Below are 16606 nucleotides of genomic sequence, written 5' to 3'. Positions count from 1 at the left end.
GCGCGAAGCGCTCTTCCTCACCGGGCGCGCCCAGGTAGGCCATGGTCGGGTCCAGATCGGCATCGGTGCCGTCGGTCGATCGCCGAAACCTGCCGCGTCGCACAAGCACCAGGCGGTAGTCCTCCCGGGTCTCCAGCTGAGACCACCGGGTGTGGTCAGAGCGGCATCCACCACTGCCACGGTGAACTCGGGCCGGTCGGCGAGGGTGGTGACGGACAGCATGCTCCGGACAGTACGCGCCGGGTATGACAGTGCGGCCCGCAAGGATCTTCAAGACCTTCATGGCCGCCGCCCCGGATGCTTGGGCTCACCTGACGACACGAAGGGAGCCATCACATGGCCGTCCACGCCGAGCTCGCCGCGATCACCATCGACAGTGCCGACCCCCGGGCCCTCGCGGAGTTCTACCGGAAGGTGACCGGATGGGACGTCACGCAGGCCGACGACGACTTTGTCCACCTGGGCGACGGGCCGGTCCAGCTGGCCTTCCAGCGGGTCGCCGGATATCGGGGACCCAGCTGGCCCGACACCGCCAAGCATGCCCACCTCGACTTCAAGGTCGCCGACCTGGAGGTCGCGGCCAAGGAACTGCTCTCGGCGGGAGCGACCAAGCCCGAGTTCCAGCCCGGCGAAGGCGAGTGGACCGTTCTCGCCGACCCTGAGGGTCACCTGTTCTGCATCACTTCGGCCTGACCAGGAGTCGATCACCCATGGCCTCGATCCACAAGGAATTCGTCATCGACGCCCGCCCCGAAGCGGTGTGGGCGGTGCTCAGCGACTACGGCGCGGTGCACGAGCGGCTGGCGCCCGGGTTCGTCACCGACACCCGCCTGAGCTCGGACACCCGCACCGTCACCTTCGCCGATGGCACGATCGTGCTCGAACGGCTCGTCGACCTCGATCACGAGGCGATGCGGGTCGCCTACACGGTCATCGGCGGCAGCCTCCACCCGTCCCACCACCACGCCTCCATGCAGGCCCTTCCGGAGGCCGGCGGCCGGACGAGATTCGTGTGGCACACCGACGTCCTGCCCGACGCTCTGGCCACACCGATCGCCGAGTCCGTCGAGCAGGGTTCGGCGGTCATCCGTCGCACGCTGGAGGCCGTGTCATCGCCCTAGCCCGAGCCGGCACCGGCCTCGACGTCCACTCGATGACACGACTGCTGAGCGCCGCCCCGAGACTGGAAAGCCCTCGGGACGGCGCTCAGCGCATGTCAATCGGCGAGCGGGAGGTACGCCCGGCTGCCCTGCTCCGCGAACTCCGCGGACGTGGCCTGCATGCCCGCCAGGCGCCGCGATCCTCGACGGGTGCAGTTCGGAATAGGCGACAGATTTGTGTGGCTTTGGCGGGTTGGGGTTCCCAGGGTGCTGGTGTGGGCTTTTGCGGATGTCGTCGGGCCTGGTGCACCCAGACCTCGACTGCGTTCCACCGCTGACGCGGGGGAAAGCGGCGGTCGGTCGGCTGTCGGTCAGGGTCGGGTAGGTCCGCGGTAGGGCAGCGTCTGGCGGTAGACGACGCTGGTGGTCGTGCTGCCGAAGCCGGCCAGTTCGTCCATGAGTGTCTCCAGGTGCTCCATGGAGGTCGCGGACACCTTCAGGGTGTAGCAGTCGTCACCGGTGGTGCGCAGGCACTCCAGGATCTCCCGTCGCTCGGTGAGCAGGCGGCGCAACGGTTGGTGGTGGTTGCCCGGGTACTTCAAGCGGACGACGGCGAGCACGGGGTAGCCGACCTTGGCCAGGTCGATCACGGCGTGGTAGCCGGTAACGACGCCCGTTGCCTCCAGTTGGCGCACCCGTTCCGTGGTGGCCGACGGGCTGAGGCCCACGCGTCGCCCCAACTCGCTGAGGGAGATGCGTGCCTCGCGCTGCAACTCGTCGATGATCGCCCAGTCGACGTCGTCAAAATTCGCTGCCATGTCGCGATTCTACCGGGAAATCGTCGGGAGAATGCGAGAGTAGCCGGGAGAAATGGGTTCCATATTCCTTGATCGCCGATATAGCCTCGGATCATGCAACTTGGCGTCAACGTACCGAACTTCGGGCCTGGAACCGATCCTGGCGTGCTGCGCGAGTGGGCGCGGATGGTGGAGGGGCTCGGCTTCGACCTCCTCATGGTGTCGGATCACGTGGCCGTCACCCCGGACGTGGCCGTGCGGTACCCGGAGCCGTTCTACGAGCCGTTCACCACGCTGTCCTGGCTGGCCGGCATCACCAGCAGGGTGCGGCTGGGCACGACGGTGCTCGTGCTGCCCTACCGGCATCCGCTGCTGGTGGCGCGGATGGCCACCAACCTCGACCAGCTCAGCGGTGGGCGCCTCGTGCTCGGGGTGGGCGTCGGCGGGGCACGTCAGGAGTTCGAGGCGCTCGGCGTGCCGTTCGCCGCGCGCGGCAGGCTGACCGACGAGTACCTCGACACCCTGCGGAAGACCTTGCGCGAGCAGGCCGACGGCCGGACCAGCCCGATACCCGTCTGGGTCGGCGGCAACAGCGAGGCCGCGATCCGACGCGCCATCAGGTTCGACGCCGCCTGGCACCCGCTGCGGGCCACCCTTCCCTTCCTGCGCTCGGCCCTGACGATCCACTCGCTGCCGGCGTTCGCGCCCCGCATCGCCCTGCGGCTGACCACCGCGCCGATCGACGACCCCGAGCGGCTCGCCGGCACCGGCAGCATCGAGCAGGTCATCGACGATCTCGAGCAGCTCCGCCGGCTCGGCGCCAAAACCGTCCTGCTCGACCCGTACCACGGGAACCCGGAAGAGACCCGCAGGCCCCAGGTGGCCTGGCAGGCCCTCGCCGCCGTGGCCGCACACTGGAGGAACCCATCGTGATCACCACCGCCGACGAAGCTCTGCTGCGGCGCGCGATCGCCATCGCGGCCCGCGCCACCACCCTGGGTGACGCGCCGTACGGCTCCCTGCTGGCCGGTCCGGACGGCACGGTTCTCGCCGAAGCCCACAACACGGTGCGCCGCGACAACGACATCAGCGCCCACCCGGAACTGAAGCTCGCCCGCTGGGCGGCCCGTGAACTCGACAGTGACACGGCCGCACGAACCACCCTGTACACCAGCTGCCAGCCCTGCGGAATGTGCGCGGGCGGCATCGTACGCTCCGGGCTCGGCCGGGTCGTCTATGCGCTCTCCACCGAGCAACTCATCGAACTCAACCCGCAGTCGGGCGCCTGGCCGACGGTAACGCAGGACGGCCCGGCCCTGTTTGGCGAGGCACGAGCCCCCATCGACGCCTACTACCGGCCATGACTGAGAGTGCCGACCAACGGCCCTCGCCATCAAAACCTGAGCGGCTGTTGTCCTTCCGGCATCGCGGGCTGCGTTGCCGCTGGTCAGGAATAGGTTCGGCGGCCCGGGAGCGGTGACGTGTCGAGTTGTCGCTCCCGTGGAGGTTGGGGATGCCGTCGGTCGTGGGGCTGCTGGAACAGCGGGAGCTGACCGCTCGCCGTCGCATGGACGAGTTGCGGGAGGAGGCCGACCGAATCCAGGCCGAGCCGGCCGTGGCCGAGCGGGACTGGAGCGCGTGGGTCATCGCTCGCCCACGCGTCGGCGAGGTCCTGGCACCGGGTGACGACGACGCCGGCGCCCATACTGGCAAGGACCCGGCGGATCCCGGTCAGCAGCCGACAGAGCCCAGTTCTACGGGGGGGCGGCTGTGGTGGGGTGGTGTTCGGCTGAGCGTTTCCGACGTCCCCAGCATGAACGCCTTCTTCGTCTGACGAGAACTCAAGTTCCGAACAAGTCCGCCGAACCTGCTGCGGTCGCGGATCAAGGGACACAGTCGGGGGCTGACTCGTCGGCGAGCTGGTTGCTGCGGTCGATCTCCGGCATGTGTGTCTCGGCCCAGACCCGCAGGGCGGAGAGCGCTTCTTCGAGGGACAGGCCGAGCGCGGTGAGCCGGTAGTGAACGGCGGGCGGCACAGTGGGTTCCACTCGGCGCGCGACCAGACCGTCGCGGGCCAGGCTCTGCAGGGTGACGGAGAGCATCTTCTGTGAGATGCCCGGGATACGGCGCCGCAGTTCCGCGAAACGGAGTTCGTCCGCAGCCTCGGCCAGCACCTTGACCGTCATCGACGTCCACTTGGTGCCGATACGGTCGAGCAACTGGCGGGTCGGGCAGCGCGGATCCAGCAGATCACCCCGCTCACCGGGCCGCTGACTGGCTCCGCCGGGCCTCGATGTGGTCACTCGGGGCTCACCGCCTGAAGGGGAAGTGCCGTCTTGGACGGCCCAGCATAGTTCCCTAGCGTGACCTGGTCACCATTCCTCACCACATAACTGGAGCCTCTCCATGCCCGAGTTGCGGCGCGTCCCCGTCAACGGTGTCGAACTGAACGTCGCTCTCGGCGGATCGGGCCCGGCCGTACTGCTGCTGCACGGTTTCCCGCACACCTGGGAACTGTGGACGGACGTCATGGCCGACCTGTCCTGCCGCTACCGCGTCATCGCGCCGGACCTACGCGGGTTCGGCGCGAGCAGCCGGGCCGCCTCCGGGTACGACGCGGGCACCCTGGCCGAGGACGCCGCGGCGCTTCTCACCGCGCTCGGCGTGTCCTCGGCCGCGGTGGTAGGCATCGACGCGGGCGTCGCGCCGGCGTTCCTCCTCGCCCTGCGTCGCCCCGGTCTCGTCCGGCGCCTGGTCGTCATGGAGTCCCTTCTGGGCAGGCTGCCTGGCGCCGAGGAATTCCTCGCCGACGGGCCGCCGTGGTGGTTCGGCTTCCACTCCGCAGCGCCAGGCCTCGCCGAGACCGTGCTAGAGGGCCACGAGGCCGCCTACGTCGACTGGTTCCTGCGCGCCGGCACGCTCGGCGACGGGGTGCGCCCCGCCCTCCGGGACGCCTTCGTCCGCGCATACACCGGCCGCCACGCGTTGAGCCGCGCGTTCTCGTACTACCGGGCGCTGCCTGAGAGCGCGGTACAGATCGAGCAGGCGGTCGCCACTGCCCGCCTGACGGTGCCGACGATGGCGTTGGGCGCCCGGCCCGTCGGTGCTGCGCTGGAACGCCAGCTCCGCCCGATCACCGACGATCTCACCGGACACGTCATCGAAGACTGCGGCCACATCATCCCGCTGCACCGCCCGCGCGCCCTGCTCACGCTGCTGCATCCATTCCTGGCCGGCGAGGACGCGGAAGTAGCGTGACCGGGGCCGGGGCCGGACTTTCGATGCGACGCTCAGTCGTCACCGTGACGACACGGTTCGGAGTGGAGGTGGGCGGGGGCGGCCGGTGAGTGCCGGGAGCCGGCCGTCCCCGCCCGCGCTGTCAGGCCGTTTCGACGTAGCGGCGGACCCGGTCAAAGCGCCGGACCGCCACGTCCTGGCGGCGGATCAACCAATGGGCCACGCCGGGCGTCCAGTTCCGTGACGTCCTCACCGCACCTCCAGGTGGCCATCAGGACCCAGTCGTCGGCGCCCTCTCCGTGGGCCGCACCGCCAGGTTCGGCGCCGGGTGTGGTGGGGAGATCCTTCGGCATGACGACTCCCACCCGGCGCCGCCGCCGTTACTCCCGTCCGGACGCTTCCACCGGCCCCGCTGCCGTGGTCCGTGCCGCGCCACCGGCTCCTACCCGGCCGGCCGAGGGCGGGGGCGGGTGCTGCCGGACCTGGTCCAGCGAGCATCTGACCCCGGGCGGAATGGTCGTGCGGACGACCTGGCACGAGCCCGTCTGCACGACCCGGGGGCAGCCGTCCACGGCGGCCGGTGACCGGGCCGTCCCGGTCCGCCTGGCCGCCCGGCGCGGATAGGCTCGACGTACTGTGCGGCTGGCAGGAGCAGGCCCGCGTCCTCCTCGGGCACATGCCCTCCCAGCTGCGCAGCCGCCGAACCGCTGGGCGGCCGGCCGCGACGGCTTCCCCCAGCCCTGACCCGCCGGCACGCCTCCGAGCGGACTTCCCGACCCCCGGGGCCGGGAACACTCTCGGCCGTGACCGACACCGACAGCAGCCTGTTCCAGCCCGGCACCACCGTGGTGCGCCGCGACGTCCACGCCGGCCGGGTGTGGACCGCGATGCCCCAGCGCGTGGTCGACGACACCGGCCACGTGCTGACCCTGGCCTACTGGCCGGGGATCGAGAGCCTGGCCCCGACGACCTGGATCGCCTCGACGCGCACCGGCGACGACACCACCCGCAAGCAGGGCCTCGCCGACCTGGCGGCCGGCACCTGGACCCTCGGCCGCCACCGCTGGGAAGGCACGGAGCTGCTCTCCCACTTCCTGGCCGGCGAATGGTTCTCCGTGCACTGCTTCCAAGACGCCACCACCCACGAGCCGCTGCGCTGGTACGTGAACTTCGAGCAGCCCTACCAGCGCCGCCCTGGCCTCGGCATCGACACCATGGACCTCGCCCTTGACCTGGTGATCAGCCCCGACCTGACGGGGCACCACTGGAAGGACACTGAGGAGTACTCCCAGCTGCGCCGCCTCGGCGTGGTAGACGACTACGCACACCACCAGGTCGAGCGGGCCCGCGGCCGGGCGATCGGCATGCTGGACGACCGCACTGGGCCGTTCGCCGCCGGCTGGCCGACCTGGGCACCGGACCCGGCCTGGCCGCTGCCGACGCTGCCGCCCTGTGTCGACGAAGCGGCCACGTCGGCGACGGCGTACCGGCCGTGACGGGCAGCGGCACGAGGACCGGGCAGGCGGGTGAGGGTCAGGGTGTCGTTGGCGCAGCGTGCGGCGACGGTGCGCAGGGCAGCGACGCGGGTGGTTGGCGATCCAGCCCGGTGGCGGTGGTTGGCTGGTGACCCGGATGGTAGGCGGCGCCCGGGTCGCGACTCGGAGGAACCGGGCGAAACGCATCGGTGCGCCAAGTGTCACGCCAGCCCCTCCGACCAGCGCGTTCGAAGATGGCGAGGGCTCACTGTCGAAAGCGAACGGCGGGGCGTCCGAGGACGCCCCGCCGCCGTGGCGTTCGGTTGCCTCAGTCGCCGGCGACGTACACGTAGGTGCCCGGTGCCTCACTGCAGTCGCGCACCAGTGCTTCCAGCCTCACCAACTGTGAGTTCTGCCTCCAGGCCGGGATTTCGTGCACCTCCGCGCGCGGAGGTGCACTGCCGGGAGTCCAGCACGGTGTCCCCGTAGGGGTCGATGCTGCGCAGGACGGGGAACTCCTCGGTGGGGAGCTCCGTGACGGCGTCCATCAGGACGTCGTCCCCGTCATGAAGGGACTCGAGGACGGTCTTCTGCAGTGATTCCCATCGGGTCGGATCGGGGCGTTCCGAATGCCAGAAGACATCCAGTCCCATGGTGACCTCCGGGTTGCTGTCAATACGGGTATGCGGTGACGACCCTGCCGTGGCGTACGACGACCTTGATGCGTGTCTTCCTCGCTCCACTGCTGTGGTGTCCGACGGTCTTGGTGCGGAAATCGTAGATATGGATGTGTCCGGGCGTGCCATTGGTGTTCGGGGGAGTGGCCTTCTTGATGGCCGACCTGGAGGAAGCGGCCTGCGGGGCTGTAGAGACGGGCACCCAGCGAGGTGGGCCGCGGCGGTGTCGGTACGGACATGACCTGGCGGACCGTCAGTACGGCGACTGCCATGTACGTACAGCGCTTCCAGCCACCGCACTGAGCCGGGCGGCAGCGGGCAGGGACCAAGCTCCGCCCAAGCTGCCCGGGGCGCTGCTACGCCGTTGCGAGAGCTGGTACGGGTGCCGCTCCTCTCTCCCTCCGTCCTACAGCTGCGTCCACCCGCACGCCCGCCCACCCGGTTGCTGAGCGGGTGCCAGATCGGCGCGGACGGGCCGCGCTGGACCAGATCCTCGATCCGGGCGGCGCCGGCCGGGACGGCGGTCAGCTCGAGCAACCGGTACGCGGTGGCTCGGCCAATGTCGAACTTGGCGAGCGCGTAGGCCGATCGCGACGGGTGCCTGAGGACGGCACACACCGGAACAGAGCGAGGACGACGCAGTCGCAGAAGTGGCGTAAAAGACGTGTTTCGCTAAAACAAGGCTAATCGACTTATTTCGGATGAGTATCTGTGCGGATAGAGATCGGTCGATCACCGAAATAGGCTTCCTGCTGACCGAAGGTTGTCGGGGAGGGGAAAGCAGTGGGCGATCTCAAGGTTGACCCGGGAGAGATATCCAAGTCCGGGGGTGTGGCGCGGGCCATCGGTGAGGACTTCGCGAAGCCTTGTCAGGCAGTGGTAACTGCCAGTCAGGCGGCTGTCAGTCAGCTGACGGGTTGGTCGGTGGCTGTGCGGCTCGGCCAGGTGGCGGGTGGCTGGGCGCCCGTGCTATCGAGTGTCGGCGACCGTCTCAAGAAGACGGCCGACAATCTCACCGCCACGGCGCAGGCCTACACGAACAACGAGCATGCCAACGTTGAGATCTGGCAGAAGCAGAAGATCGGCGAGGCATGGGAGAAGCCGGGCCAGTGAGCAATGCCTTTGAATTGCTGTTCAGCTTCGACCCGACCGGGCTGCATGATGCTGCCAAGGCGTGGCGCGCGTTGTCTAATGGGGCCCAGTCCGCTGACACCAGGCATCGCAACCAGGTCAACGGACCGCTGCGACACTCGAACTGGGAGGGGGACGACGCCAAACTGGCGTTCGCCACCTTGGGCCGGAACGAGCAGATCCTGGAGATCGTGCGGGTTGAGTCCGCCGCTGTCGCACTCACCCTGGACACCGTCGCCGACCGGATCTACCAGGCACAGACCAACCTGAAGAACGCCGTGCACCGCGCCGAGGAGTGGGGCCTGACCGTCAGCTCCGACGGGACAGTGGATCTGCCGCCGCTGAGCAAGGGCGAGCAGAACGACCCCGATGCCAGATCCGACCCCGAACGCAAGGCGCTGGCCACCTTGAAGGGGGACGCCCAGGACTGGATCAACAAAGCGTTGGCCGATGCGAAGGAGGCGAACGACCAGGGGGAGCGTGCCCTCGGCCGCCTCGATGCCGACATCCTGACTCGGCCGCGGGTGTACGGCTCCACCGCCGAGACCGCCACCGATGTGAAGGACGTGGCGAAGGACCTCGGCCTCGATCCGTACGTCCCTGACAACAAGGACCCGCAGAAGTCCGCCGACTGGTGGAAGTCGCTGACCCCTGAGCAGCAGAGCAGCTACATCGCGCTCTACCCGGACAAGGTCGGAGGGCTGGACGGCCTGCCCGCAACCGTTCGGGACGAGGCGAACCGGCTGGTCCTCGACCAGCAACTGGACGCGCTGAAGGCTGGCAACCCGCCCGGAAGCGGCATGACGTATGACGAGTACAACGCCCTCCAGGCAAAGCTGGAGAAGTTCAAGGCGCAGCTCGACCAGCACGACAGCGCAGCCGAGGACAAGCAGTTGTTCCTGCTCGGGTTCGATGCCAAGGCCTACGACGGCGACGGTAAGACGATCATCGCCATGGGGAACCCCGACACCGCCGATCACACCGCCGTCCTGGTGCCGGGGACGGGAACGACGATCGACAGCACGAACGGGAACCTCACACGCGTCAGCGACATGCAGGAGGCCGCGAAGAGGGCGGCGAAGGGGACGAACGAGAAGGTGTCGGTGGTCTATTGGCTTGGATACGACGCCCCCGAAATTCCAAGCATGCAAGCGCCGAACCTCTCCGTCGGCTGGACGGCCCGGGCCGAGGACGGCGCCGAGGCCTTGCGGCATTTCACCCAGGGCGCACGGGCTGCCCAGGGCGACCACCCCAATCACCTCTCGGTCTTCAGCCACAGCTATGGGACGACGCTCGTCGGCGCGGCCGCCGCGGGTGGGAACGGATTGGGCGCCGATGACATCGTCGCCATCGCGAGTCCCGGAATGACCGTCCAGCGCGCTGACCAGCTCCACATCGACCCGAGCCACTTCTGGACCGGCAGGGCGAAGGACGACCCGATCGAACTGGCCGCAGGACTCACTCTCGGCGACGATCCGATGATCGACCGGTTCGGCGGGAACAACTTCCTGGTTGACACATCCGGGCACAGCGGGTACTGGGACGGCGGCGAGAGCCTTGCCAACCAGGGTCGCATTATTGTCGGGGTGCCGCCGACTACGGTTCCCAAGGAGCACGACAGTCCGCCGCCTCCCCCCTGACCGCTGGAGCTGGGCCGACCAGGGCCGACCAGGTCCGGCCCGGCTGTTTCCGGTTGCTCACCCTGCCCCGGCCGCAAGGAAATTCACTGTGCCGTTCCCTCTTTCACGACTCGGCGCACGCCGGGTCGGAGCCCGACGTCTGGGCGTTGCCGCGATAGCGCTCTGCCTGCCACTGATCCTCGGAGGATGCATGTCCACGCCCGGTCCCAACGATCCTCTCCCCGTCAAGGCCCGCCAGGACGCCCAGGACTGGGCCAAGCACATGACCGAGTACATGGCGCAGACGGCTGGAGTCACCCTCGACACCGGCAGCGTCGAACCGATCTTCAGCGACTGCGTCGGCAAACACGATGAGGTCCGGGAGGACGGCCGGTACAAGCTGTCGTACGCGGTCTACAGCTCTGCCCCGCTCGGACAGCACCCCGAGGCCGTCCGTAAGGTCCGCACGATGCTCGAACAGCAGGGCTTCAAAATCGACGGCTACCGGGAGAGCGCCAACGGCAAGGTGGACACAGTCCTCGACGCATCCCAGGCATCGAGCCGATACCTGGTCACCGTCCAGACCACGAAGGGAGGGCTCCTGGCCTTCAGCGTCAACACCCCCTGCCTGATGCCCCCCACCACAACAGAGACTCCTCACTGACACCGCCTCGTTCTGACATGATCTGGAGCTTTGTGACTTCTGCGGCGGAGATCGACCGCCGGAGCACCCAGGTGCTTCACCGCACGTACTGCTCCGAGGAGCACATGCGTCTGGCCTCACGGGCCCGCTTCCCGCTCCGGAACCCTTCCGGGAGGAGCCGTGATCCTCGGACCGTCGGTGATCGCCTGGTCGGCCTCGCGTTGCGCGTGGGACTGTGGCTTGTGGGCGGCTCCCTGTTGCTCGGATGCGTGCTGGCGGTGCGGTTTCTGGTCGGACTGCTGTAGCGAACGGTTCGCGGCGAATCGTCGGCACCCTGTCTGCCTATGGCCCCGGTACCGCGCCGCCGGTTGCACGAGATGGATCCCGTCGAAGGGCTGCGGCGGATCCGCCGCGATGATGAGAAGCCGTGGGCGGCGCGGGTGGAGTGCGGTCCTACCAGGTGTCGCCGGTGAAGGTGAGCTTCACGACGCACAGCTGCAGAAGCCCGGCGGCTGCCGCGGTCGGGAATTCCAGGGGGTTGGTGAACGCGCCGGTGATCTGCAGGATGGCGCCGGTGTTGCGGGCGGAGCGGCGCCAGTCGCGGGTGACGGCCAGCTGGCCGGTGTACCACTGGCCGCCCGGGCCGGTGACGGTGAGCTGGCGGCCGTCCAGGACGGCCGACCAGAGCGGGTGCGGCTCGGTCCAGCCCTCGGGCTGGCGCTGGCCGGACCAGCCGTCGCTGCCGCGCGCCGGGCGGGCGGCGAGCTGCCGCGGGTAGACGACCGCGGGCCGGCCGTGGATCAGCTCCGCCCAGGCGGATTGGCCGCGGTAGGCGGCGAGGGTGCTGTCCACGCGGTCTACTTCCCCTCGCCCGCGGGTGCGGGCACGACGGTGGCCCGGGCTGGGTCGGCCGCCTGGATGAGCTGGCGGAGCGCGCCGAAGTAGACCTCGTGGTCGACCACGGCGGGAAGGACCGTGCCGAGCTGCCCGGTCAGCACCGGGAACTCCTGCGGGTCGAGGGCGGCCAGTGCGCGCCGGGTGGCGGCCTGCGCGGCCGTGGGGTCGCGGTGGTTGACGAAGCTCGCGCTGCCCAGGGTGAGCAGGTACAGCCGCCGGTAGGTGACGATCGCCTGCTCGGGGGTCATGCCGGCGGTGAGGGAGTCGGCGAGCTGCGGTTCCACCAGGCGCTTGAGCAGTTGCGGGCCGAGCCAGGGCCGGTCACCGCGCAGGGTGACCAGGCCGGGATGGGCCGTCAGGAGCTCGTACAGCGCGGTGAAGCGCGCCTCGGTGGCGCGCGCCCAGTCGGTGCCCGGCTCGATGTCGGGCAGGCGGGCGGCGAGGTGGTCGGTCACCAGGTCCAGCAGTCCGGCCAGGTCGGTGCAGCGGCGCTGGAGGGAGGCGACGGAGATGTCCAGCGCGGCGGCCAGCGTGCGGAAGCTGAGCGCGCTCGGTCCTTTCTGATCCACCATCAGCAGGGCTTGGTCAGCGATCCGTTCGGGAGTCGCTCGGTCCAGGGAAGCGGATTGCCTCGGCATGCGAGTCAGCGTACGGTACACCGTACCGTCACGGTAGGCTCGTGCATCCTTACGGAGGCGACATGCCCCGCACCACGGCACCCGACCCGCTGTTCACGGCGGTGGACGCTGACTCCTTCACCGACCGGCACCTGGCCAACCTCGCGGCGGGCACCCTCGCGGCCGTCCGCGTCCCCGCCTTCCTCGATCCCGCGTCGTGCGCCGCCGCGCTGGCCGCCACCGACCGGCTTCCCACCGCTGACTACGACCCGGCCCGGGGGCCCACCCCGATCGTCCGGTTCGGCCCGGCCCTCAACGACTACCGCGGCCAGGACGGCCGGCTGGACCCCGGCCGGTACTGGCGCGACGCCGAGGCCGCCCGGGCGGCCTGGCAGCGCGCCGGGATGCGCCCGGACCCGATCGCCGTCTCGCTCGCCCGTCTCGGCTCCGCCTGGGGCGCCGCCGTCACCCCGGCCACCATTGCCGGCCGTCCGGTGTTCGGCGGCACCCTGCGCGAGATCAACGCCGGGGCGCTGGTCCACTACGACGACCTGAACCGCGAGTTCCCCACCGGCCTGTTCGACCAGGAGGTGCTCGCCCAGCTCGCCTTCAACGTCTGGGTGTCGGTGCCGGCCACGGGCGGGGCGACCACCGTGTGGCGTCACCGCTGGGAGCCCGTCGACGAACAGCACCGGCAGACGTACGGCTACCGGCCCGAGGCCGTCGAGCACTGCCAGCGTGTGAGCCTGACGCCCGAGCTCGGCGACGGGCTGCTGTTCAACCCCGCGAACTTCCACGCGGTCGAGCCGAACCCCACCGGGCGCCGGATCGCCTTCGCGTTCTTCCTCGGCCTGACCACCACCGGCCAGCTCATCGCCTGGTCGTGACCATCTCATCGCAGGAGCAACGACGTGCACCAGCTCACGTACGGCGACATCAAGGCAGCCACCGACCGGATCTCGGGGCGCGTGCGCCCCGTCACCCTGGCCCCGGTCGACCCGGGCGCGATCCGCACCGCCCACCGCGACCCCCTGGACGACCGCCCCGATGAGCCCTGCGAGGTGTGGCTGGCCCTGGAGTTCATGCAGCACACCGGCTCGTTCAAGGCTCGCGGCGCGCAGAACTTCATCCAGGCCCACCGCGACGCGAACACCCTGCCCGACGCCGGGGTGACGATCGCGTCGGGCGGCAACGCCGGACTGGCGTGCGCCTGGGCCGCCCAGCAGCAGGGCGTCACCGCCACCGTGTTCCTGCCCACCACCGCTCCGCCGGTGAAGGTCGCCAAGCTCCGCGGTTACGGCGCCGACGTCCGCCTGGTCGGCGCGGAGTACGCCGAGGCGCTCGCGGCCTGCGAGGAGTTCGCCGCCGCGACCGGCGCGCTCGCCTCGCACGCCTACGACCACCCGTTGATCGCCGCCGGGGCCGGCACCCTGCTGGAGGAGATCCACCAGCAGATCCCCGGCCTGGACACCGTGGTGGTCGCGGTCGGTGGCGGCGGTCTGTTCGCCGGGGTGGCCACCGCCGCCCAGCACCACGGCATCCGCACCGTCGCCGTCGAGCCGGAGAACTGCCGCGCGCTCAACGCCGCGATCGAGGCCGGCCGCCTGGTCGACGTCACAGTGGACTCGATCGCCGCCGACTCCCTCGGTGCCCGCCGCACCTCGCGGATGGCCCTTCACGCCGCCCAGCAGGACGGCGTGCACACCGTGCTGGTGCCGGACAGCGAGATCGTCCGCGCCCGCCAGGCGCTGTGGGACCACCGCAGGGTCGCCGTCGAGCACGGCGCGGCCACCGCCCTGGCCGCGCTCACCTCCCCGGACCCGCACGTCCCCGACCGAGATCTGCCCACCCGACCCGCCACGGCGAGCCGCAGCTACCGACCCGGCCACGGCGAGAAGATCGCCGTGGTGCTGTGCGGGGCCAACACCGACCCCGTCGACCTGGTGGGCCGCCCCGCCGGACACTGACCGGACAGCCCGAAGGGGGCAGCAGGGCCCACCGCCCGGCTGCCCCCCTTCGCCATACCGCCTACTGCGGCTCTTCCGCGTGGACGAGCCGCAATGCGGGCCGCTGGCCGTATACCGGATCGGGTGCGCGGAACTCGCTGGCGATGGTGTCACGGCCGGCCGGTACGGCGCAGCGGCCCCCGGGCGCCGGGCTGGTGCGTGATCTCGTGCTCGGCCTGGGCGATGACGTCGGGGCTGAGGCGGGCGAGCGGGTGGGCGTCGGTGAGCAGCGGTTCGTAGTCCGGTCCGCGGCCGGTCTCGGTGCCCGTGAGGATCCGGGGGTGGACGCGCCGCCATGATCGCCCCGCGCTGCGCTTTCTGGCCGCCGACCTCCGCCTGCAGCCGACCACGACCACCGGGAGACGCCCGTCAGCACCCCGACCAAGCGTCACGCCAGCCGCTCCGACCAGCGCGTTCGAAGGTGGCGAGGGCTCAACTGTCGAAAGCGAACGGCGGGGCGTCCGAAGACGCCCGGTCGCCGTGGTGTTCGGTCGTCTCAGTCGTCGGCGACGTACACGTAGGTGCCCGGTGCCTCACTGCAGTCGCGCAGCAGTGCTTCCAGCCTCACCAACTGTGAGTTCTCCCTCCAGGCCGGGATTTCGTGCACCTCCGCGCGCGGGGGTGCACTGCCGGGAGTCCAGCACGGTGTCCCCGTAGGGGTCGATGCTGCGCAGGACGGGGAACTCCTCGGTGGGGAGCTCCGTGACGGCGTCCATCAGGACGTCGTCCCCGTCATGAAGGGACTCGAGGACGGTCTTCTGCAGTGATTCCCATCGGGTCGGATCGGGGCGTTCCGAATGCCAGAAGACATCCAGTCCCATGGTGACCTGCGGGTTGCTGTCAATACGGGTATGCGGTGACGACCCTGCCGTGGCGTACGACGACCTTGATGCGTGTCTTCCTCGCTCCACTGCTGTGGTGACCGACGGTCTTGGTGCGGAAATCGTAGATATGGATGCGTCGGGGCGTGCCATCGGTGTTCGGCTGGGCAGGGGCCTTCTTGATGGCGGTCTTGATCATGCGCTTGATCGCGCGGGGACTCTCGGTGGCGAACTTCGACTTGTGTAGTAGCTCGGATTCGTGAAGGACGCGTGGCGCGGAGATGTCTCCGGGCATGACGAAGGGCCGGGCACCCCTCTCCCGAGGTGTCCAGCCCAGCCCTTCGCCGAAGGGGCGGTCAGTCCTTGAACGCGTCCTTGACCTTCTCGCCGGCCTGCTTCACGTCGCTCTTGACCTGGTCGCCCTTGCCCTCGGCCTCAAGGCGCTCGTCGCCGACCGCCTTGCCCGCGGTCTCCTTGACCTTGCCCTTGACCTTGTCACCGAGGTTCGATGCCTTGTCCGAAGCACTCATCGCAGTTCTCCCTCCGTATCGCAGCGCCCTGTCGTGCACCCGTCTGCCCGCTCGGTTTCCGGGCCATGCGCCGGATTTGGTTGGTTGGCGGCACTCCGTTCGAGGGCGGGGAGCTCAGGACCGCTCGGTGCTGTGCTTTCCGGCCCTGGATGTAGGTCAGGATGACGAGGCCGCGGTGGGGCGTGGGGTCGACGTCGCAACGGGCTTGCCTCCGAGCGGGGCGGAGATCGGTACGGCGCTCCGCGATCAGCAGCAGGGAGCCGCCGGCCGTCAGGGCGCCGCGGGTGCGGCGGGGTGCCCGCACGCCGGGTCCGCGAGGCCCGCGCCGAGGATCCGGCGCGGGCCTGCGTGGTGGTCACCGCCAATCGCGAACTGCGCACCCCGATGGGCGCGTTGGGTGCGGGGGTCACCGGCCTTCGGAGCGTCCGGGGCTGAGCCCGGGGCCCGGGATCCGGGTCAGTGGGCCGGGCGGATCTGGAGGGCGTTGATGCCCCAGTGGATCGACGGGTCCGAGGTGTGCACGGTGAACTGGAAGTCCCGGCCGGGACGGGCGGGGATGTCCACCGAGCCGACGCCGACGGAGTCCACCGGGCACTGCACCGTGAAGTCGGCCGGAGCCAGACCGCCGACGTGCACCTGCACCGAACCGCCGCCCTGACAGCCGACGGTGACGGCGATCGGCAGCGTCTCGATCACCGAGGCCGTCACCGCGCTGCCGTTCCCGATCCAGTCGGGGATCGAGAACATGGTGTCCTCGTCCGGGGCCGGCGGCAGGATCCGGCCCGTCCCCGGCTGACCGAAAGGCTCCTCCGAGGCCGAGGCCGAGGCCGAGACCGGTGCCGGGTCGGCGGGCTGCGCCGATGCCGTCCCGGCGAACGCCAGCGTCACCCCGAGCACCCCGGCCGCTGCGGTGAGCGTGCGTGTCTTCGTCCGCTTCATCGTGGTCCCCCCTGCTGTATTCACGTGTCGTACCGGTGTTCGGCACACGAAGTTGATCCTAGAGCGCGGCGCGGAAGACGGTATCTCCACTTGGCCGGCCGGACAGTCGCGGCACCG

At 69.9% G+C, this 16606-nt stretch carries 22 protein-coding genes and 1 pseudogene; 13 read left to right on the top strand and 10 right to left on the bottom strand.

Going from position 1 to position 16606, the window contains the following annotated elements:
• The first annotated feature begins 336 nt into the window (after positions 1 to 336).
• Both ACZ4WV_RS12780 and ACZ4WV_RS12775 read left to right on the top strand, forming a co-directional pair.
• Positions 337 to 693: a VOC family protein gene (locus ACZ4WV_RS12780; protein ID WP_465745729.1), complete on the top strand. Its 357-nt coding sequence runs from the start codon at positions 337 to 339 to the stop codon at positions 691 to 693.
• A gap of 17 nt (positions 694 to 710) precedes the next feature.
• Positions 711 to 1121, top strand: coding sequence for an SRPBCC family protein (locus ACZ4WV_RS12775; protein WP_465745727.1), 411 nt, complete (start codon positions 711 to 713; stop codon positions 1119 to 1121).
• A gap of 350 nt (positions 1122 to 1471) precedes the next feature.
• Here the strand turns inward: ACZ4WV_RS12775 and ACZ4WV_RS12770 are convergent, their stop codons facing one another.
• Positions 1472 to 1918 carry an Lrp/AsnC family transcriptional regulator gene (locus ACZ4WV_RS12770; RefSeq protein WP_465745725.1) on the bottom strand — a complete coding sequence of 149 codons (447 nt, stop codon included), beginning with the start codon at positions 1916 to 1918 and terminating at the stop codon, positions 1472 to 1474.
• Between the two features lie 93 nt (positions 1919 to 2011).
• Between ACZ4WV_RS12770 and ACZ4WV_RS12765 the strand changes: the two genes are divergently transcribed.
• The 3 genes and pseudogenes from ACZ4WV_RS12765 to ACZ4WV_RS12755 form a co-directional block, all read left to right on the top strand.
• Positions 2012 to 2830 (top strand): TIGR03619 family F420-dependent LLM class oxidoreductase, encoded by an 819-nt coding sequence (locus ACZ4WV_RS12765; RefSeq protein ID WP_465745724.1) that lies wholly within the window; start codon positions 2012 to 2014, stop codon positions 2828 to 2830.
• Entirely contained in the window at positions 2827 to 3261 is a 435-nt protein-coding gene (locus ACZ4WV_RS12760; protein WP_465745722.1) for a nucleoside deaminase, read from the top strand. The genes ACZ4WV_RS12765 and ACZ4WV_RS12760 overlap by 4 nt, the downstream gene beginning before the upstream one ends.
• A gap of 149 nt (positions 3262 to 3410) precedes the next feature.
• Positions 3411 to 3614 (top strand): annotated as a pseudogene (locus ACZ4WV_RS12755) (hypothetical protein); the annotation flags it as partial.
• A gap of 166 nt (positions 3615 to 3780) precedes the next feature.
• Here ACZ4WV_RS12755 and ACZ4WV_RS12750 read toward each other — a convergent pair.
• Complete coding sequence (locus ACZ4WV_RS12750) at positions 3781 to 4200, bottom strand: winged helix-turn-helix transcriptional regulator (RefSeq protein WP_465745720.1); 420 nt, start codon at positions 4198 to 4200, stop codon at positions 3781 to 3783.
• Between the two features lie 103 nt (positions 4201 to 4303).
• Between ACZ4WV_RS12750 and ACZ4WV_RS12745 the strand changes: the two genes are divergently transcribed.
• Positions 4304 to 5155, top strand: a complete 852-nt coding sequence (locus ACZ4WV_RS12745) for an alpha/beta fold hydrolase (protein WP_465745718.1) — start codon at positions 4304 to 4306, stop codon at positions 5153 to 5155.
• A 782-nt stretch (positions 5156 to 5937) separates the two neighbouring features.
• A complete protein-coding gene (locus ACZ4WV_RS12740; RefSeq protein ID WP_465745716.1) occupies positions 5938 to 6630 on the top strand; it encodes a DUF402 domain-containing protein in 693 nt (230 codons plus the stop codon).
• 344 nt (positions 6631 to 6974) lie between these two features.
• On the opposite strand, the gene ACZ4WV_RS12735 is transcribed toward ACZ4WV_RS12740, so the two are convergent.
• Positions 6975 to 7262 (bottom strand): hypothetical protein, encoded by a 288-nt coding sequence (locus tag ACZ4WV_RS12735; RefSeq protein ID WP_465745714.1) that lies wholly within the window; start codon positions 7260 to 7262, stop codon positions 6975 to 6977.
• An 807-nt stretch (positions 7263 to 8069) separates the two neighbouring features.
• On the opposite strand from ACZ4WV_RS12735, the gene ACZ4WV_RS12730 reads away from it, so the two are divergent.
• The 3 genes from ACZ4WV_RS12730 (at position 8070) to ACZ4WV_RS12720 (ending at position 10700) form a co-directional block, all read left to right on the top strand.
• Positions 8070 to 8399, top strand: a complete 330-nt coding sequence (locus ACZ4WV_RS12730; RefSeq protein WP_465745712.1) for a hypothetical protein — start codon at positions 8070 to 8072, stop codon at positions 8397 to 8399.
• The gene (locus tag ACZ4WV_RS12725; RefSeq protein ID WP_465745710.1) at positions 8396 to 10057 is read left to right on the top strand and encodes an alpha/beta hydrolase; all 1662 of its coding nucleotides are present in this window, start codon (positions 8396 to 8398) and stop codon (positions 10055 to 10057) included. The genes ACZ4WV_RS12730 and ACZ4WV_RS12725 overlap by 4 nt, the downstream gene beginning before the upstream one ends.
• A gap of 190 nt (positions 10058 to 10247) precedes the next feature.
• Positions 10248 to 10700 (top strand): hypothetical protein, encoded by a 453-nt coding sequence (locus ACZ4WV_RS12720; RefSeq protein WP_465745708.1) that lies wholly within the window; start codon positions 10248 to 10250, stop codon positions 10698 to 10700.
• A gap of 432 nt (positions 10701 to 11132) precedes the next feature.
• Here ACZ4WV_RS12720 and ACZ4WV_RS12715 read toward each other — a convergent pair whose 3' ends face one another.
• Both ACZ4WV_RS12715 and ACZ4WV_RS12710 read right to left on the bottom strand, forming a co-directional pair.
• Positions 11133 to 11531 carry a hypothetical protein gene (locus ACZ4WV_RS12715; RefSeq protein ID WP_465745706.1) on the bottom strand — a complete coding sequence of 133 codons (399 nt, stop codon included), beginning with the start codon at positions 11529 to 11531 and terminating at the stop codon, positions 11133 to 11135.
• A gap of 5 nt (positions 11532 to 11536) precedes the next feature.
• Complete coding sequence (locus tag ACZ4WV_RS12710) at positions 11537 to 12148, bottom strand: TetR/AcrR family transcriptional regulator C-terminal domain-containing protein (protein ID WP_465745704.1); 612 nt, start codon at positions 12146 to 12148, stop codon at positions 11537 to 11539.
• Between the two features lie 128 nt (positions 12149 to 12276).
• On the opposite strand from ACZ4WV_RS12710, the gene ACZ4WV_RS12705 reads away from it, so the two are divergent.
• Both ACZ4WV_RS12705 and ACZ4WV_RS12700 read left to right on the top strand, forming a co-directional pair.
• Positions 12277 to 13080 carry an L-gamma-glutamyl-L-propargylglycine hydroxylase BesE gene (locus ACZ4WV_RS12705; RefSeq protein ID WP_465745702.1) on the top strand — a complete coding sequence of 268 codons (804 nt, stop codon included), beginning with the start codon at positions 12277 to 12279 and terminating at the stop codon, positions 13078 to 13080.
• A 24-nt stretch (positions 13081 to 13104) separates the two neighbouring features.
• A complete protein-coding gene (locus ACZ4WV_RS12700; RefSeq protein WP_465745700.1) occupies positions 13105 to 14160 on the top strand; it encodes a threonine/serine dehydratase in 1056 nt (351 codons plus the stop codon).
• Between the two features lie 149 nt (positions 14161 to 14309).
• Here ACZ4WV_RS12700 and ACZ4WV_RS12695 read toward each other — a convergent pair whose 3' ends face one another.
• The 4 genes from ACZ4WV_RS12695 to ACZ4WV_RS12680 form a co-directional block, all read right to left on the bottom strand.
• Positions 14310 to 14549, bottom strand: coding sequence for a DUF6098 family protein (locus tag ACZ4WV_RS12695; RefSeq protein WP_465745698.1), 240 nt, complete (start codon positions 14547 to 14549; stop codon positions 14310 to 14312).
• Between the two features lie 183 nt (positions 14550 to 14732).
• Positions 14733 to 14915, bottom strand: coding sequence for a hypothetical protein (locus tag ACZ4WV_RS12690; RefSeq protein ID WP_465745696.1), 183 nt, complete (start codon positions 14913 to 14915; stop codon positions 14733 to 14735).
• Positions 14916 to 15039: 124 nt separating this feature from the next.
• A complete protein-coding gene (locus ACZ4WV_RS12685; protein WP_465745694.1) occupies positions 15040 to 15219 on the bottom strand; it encodes a hypothetical protein in 180 nt (59 codons plus the stop codon).
• A gap of 157 nt (positions 15220 to 15376) precedes the next feature.
• On the bottom strand, positions 15377 to 15550 hold the full coding sequence (locus tag ACZ4WV_RS12680) for a CsbD family protein (RefSeq protein WP_465745692.1): 174 nt from the start codon (positions 15548 to 15550) through the stop codon (positions 15377 to 15379).
• 294 nt (positions 15551 to 15844) lie between these two features.
• Between ACZ4WV_RS12680 and ACZ4WV_RS12675 the strand changes: the two genes are divergently transcribed.
• Positions 15845 to 15985 carry a hypothetical protein gene (locus tag ACZ4WV_RS12675; protein ID WP_465745690.1) on the top strand — a complete coding sequence of 47 codons (141 nt, stop codon included), beginning with the start codon at positions 15845 to 15847 and terminating at the stop codon, positions 15983 to 15985.
• A gap of 21 nt (positions 15986 to 16006) precedes the next feature.
• Here the strand turns inward: ACZ4WV_RS12675 and ACZ4WV_RS12670 are convergent, their stop codons facing one another.
• Positions 16007 to 16489 (bottom strand): hypothetical protein, encoded by a 483-nt coding sequence (locus ACZ4WV_RS12670; protein ID WP_465745688.1) that lies wholly within the window; start codon positions 16487 to 16489, stop codon positions 16007 to 16009.
• Between the last annotated feature and the right edge of the window lie 117 nt (positions 16490 to 16606).

It is taken from the genome of Kitasatospora sp. NPDC029312 (assembly GCF_055569215.1).
This window is presented reverse-complemented; position numbering and strand designations above follow the sequence as displayed.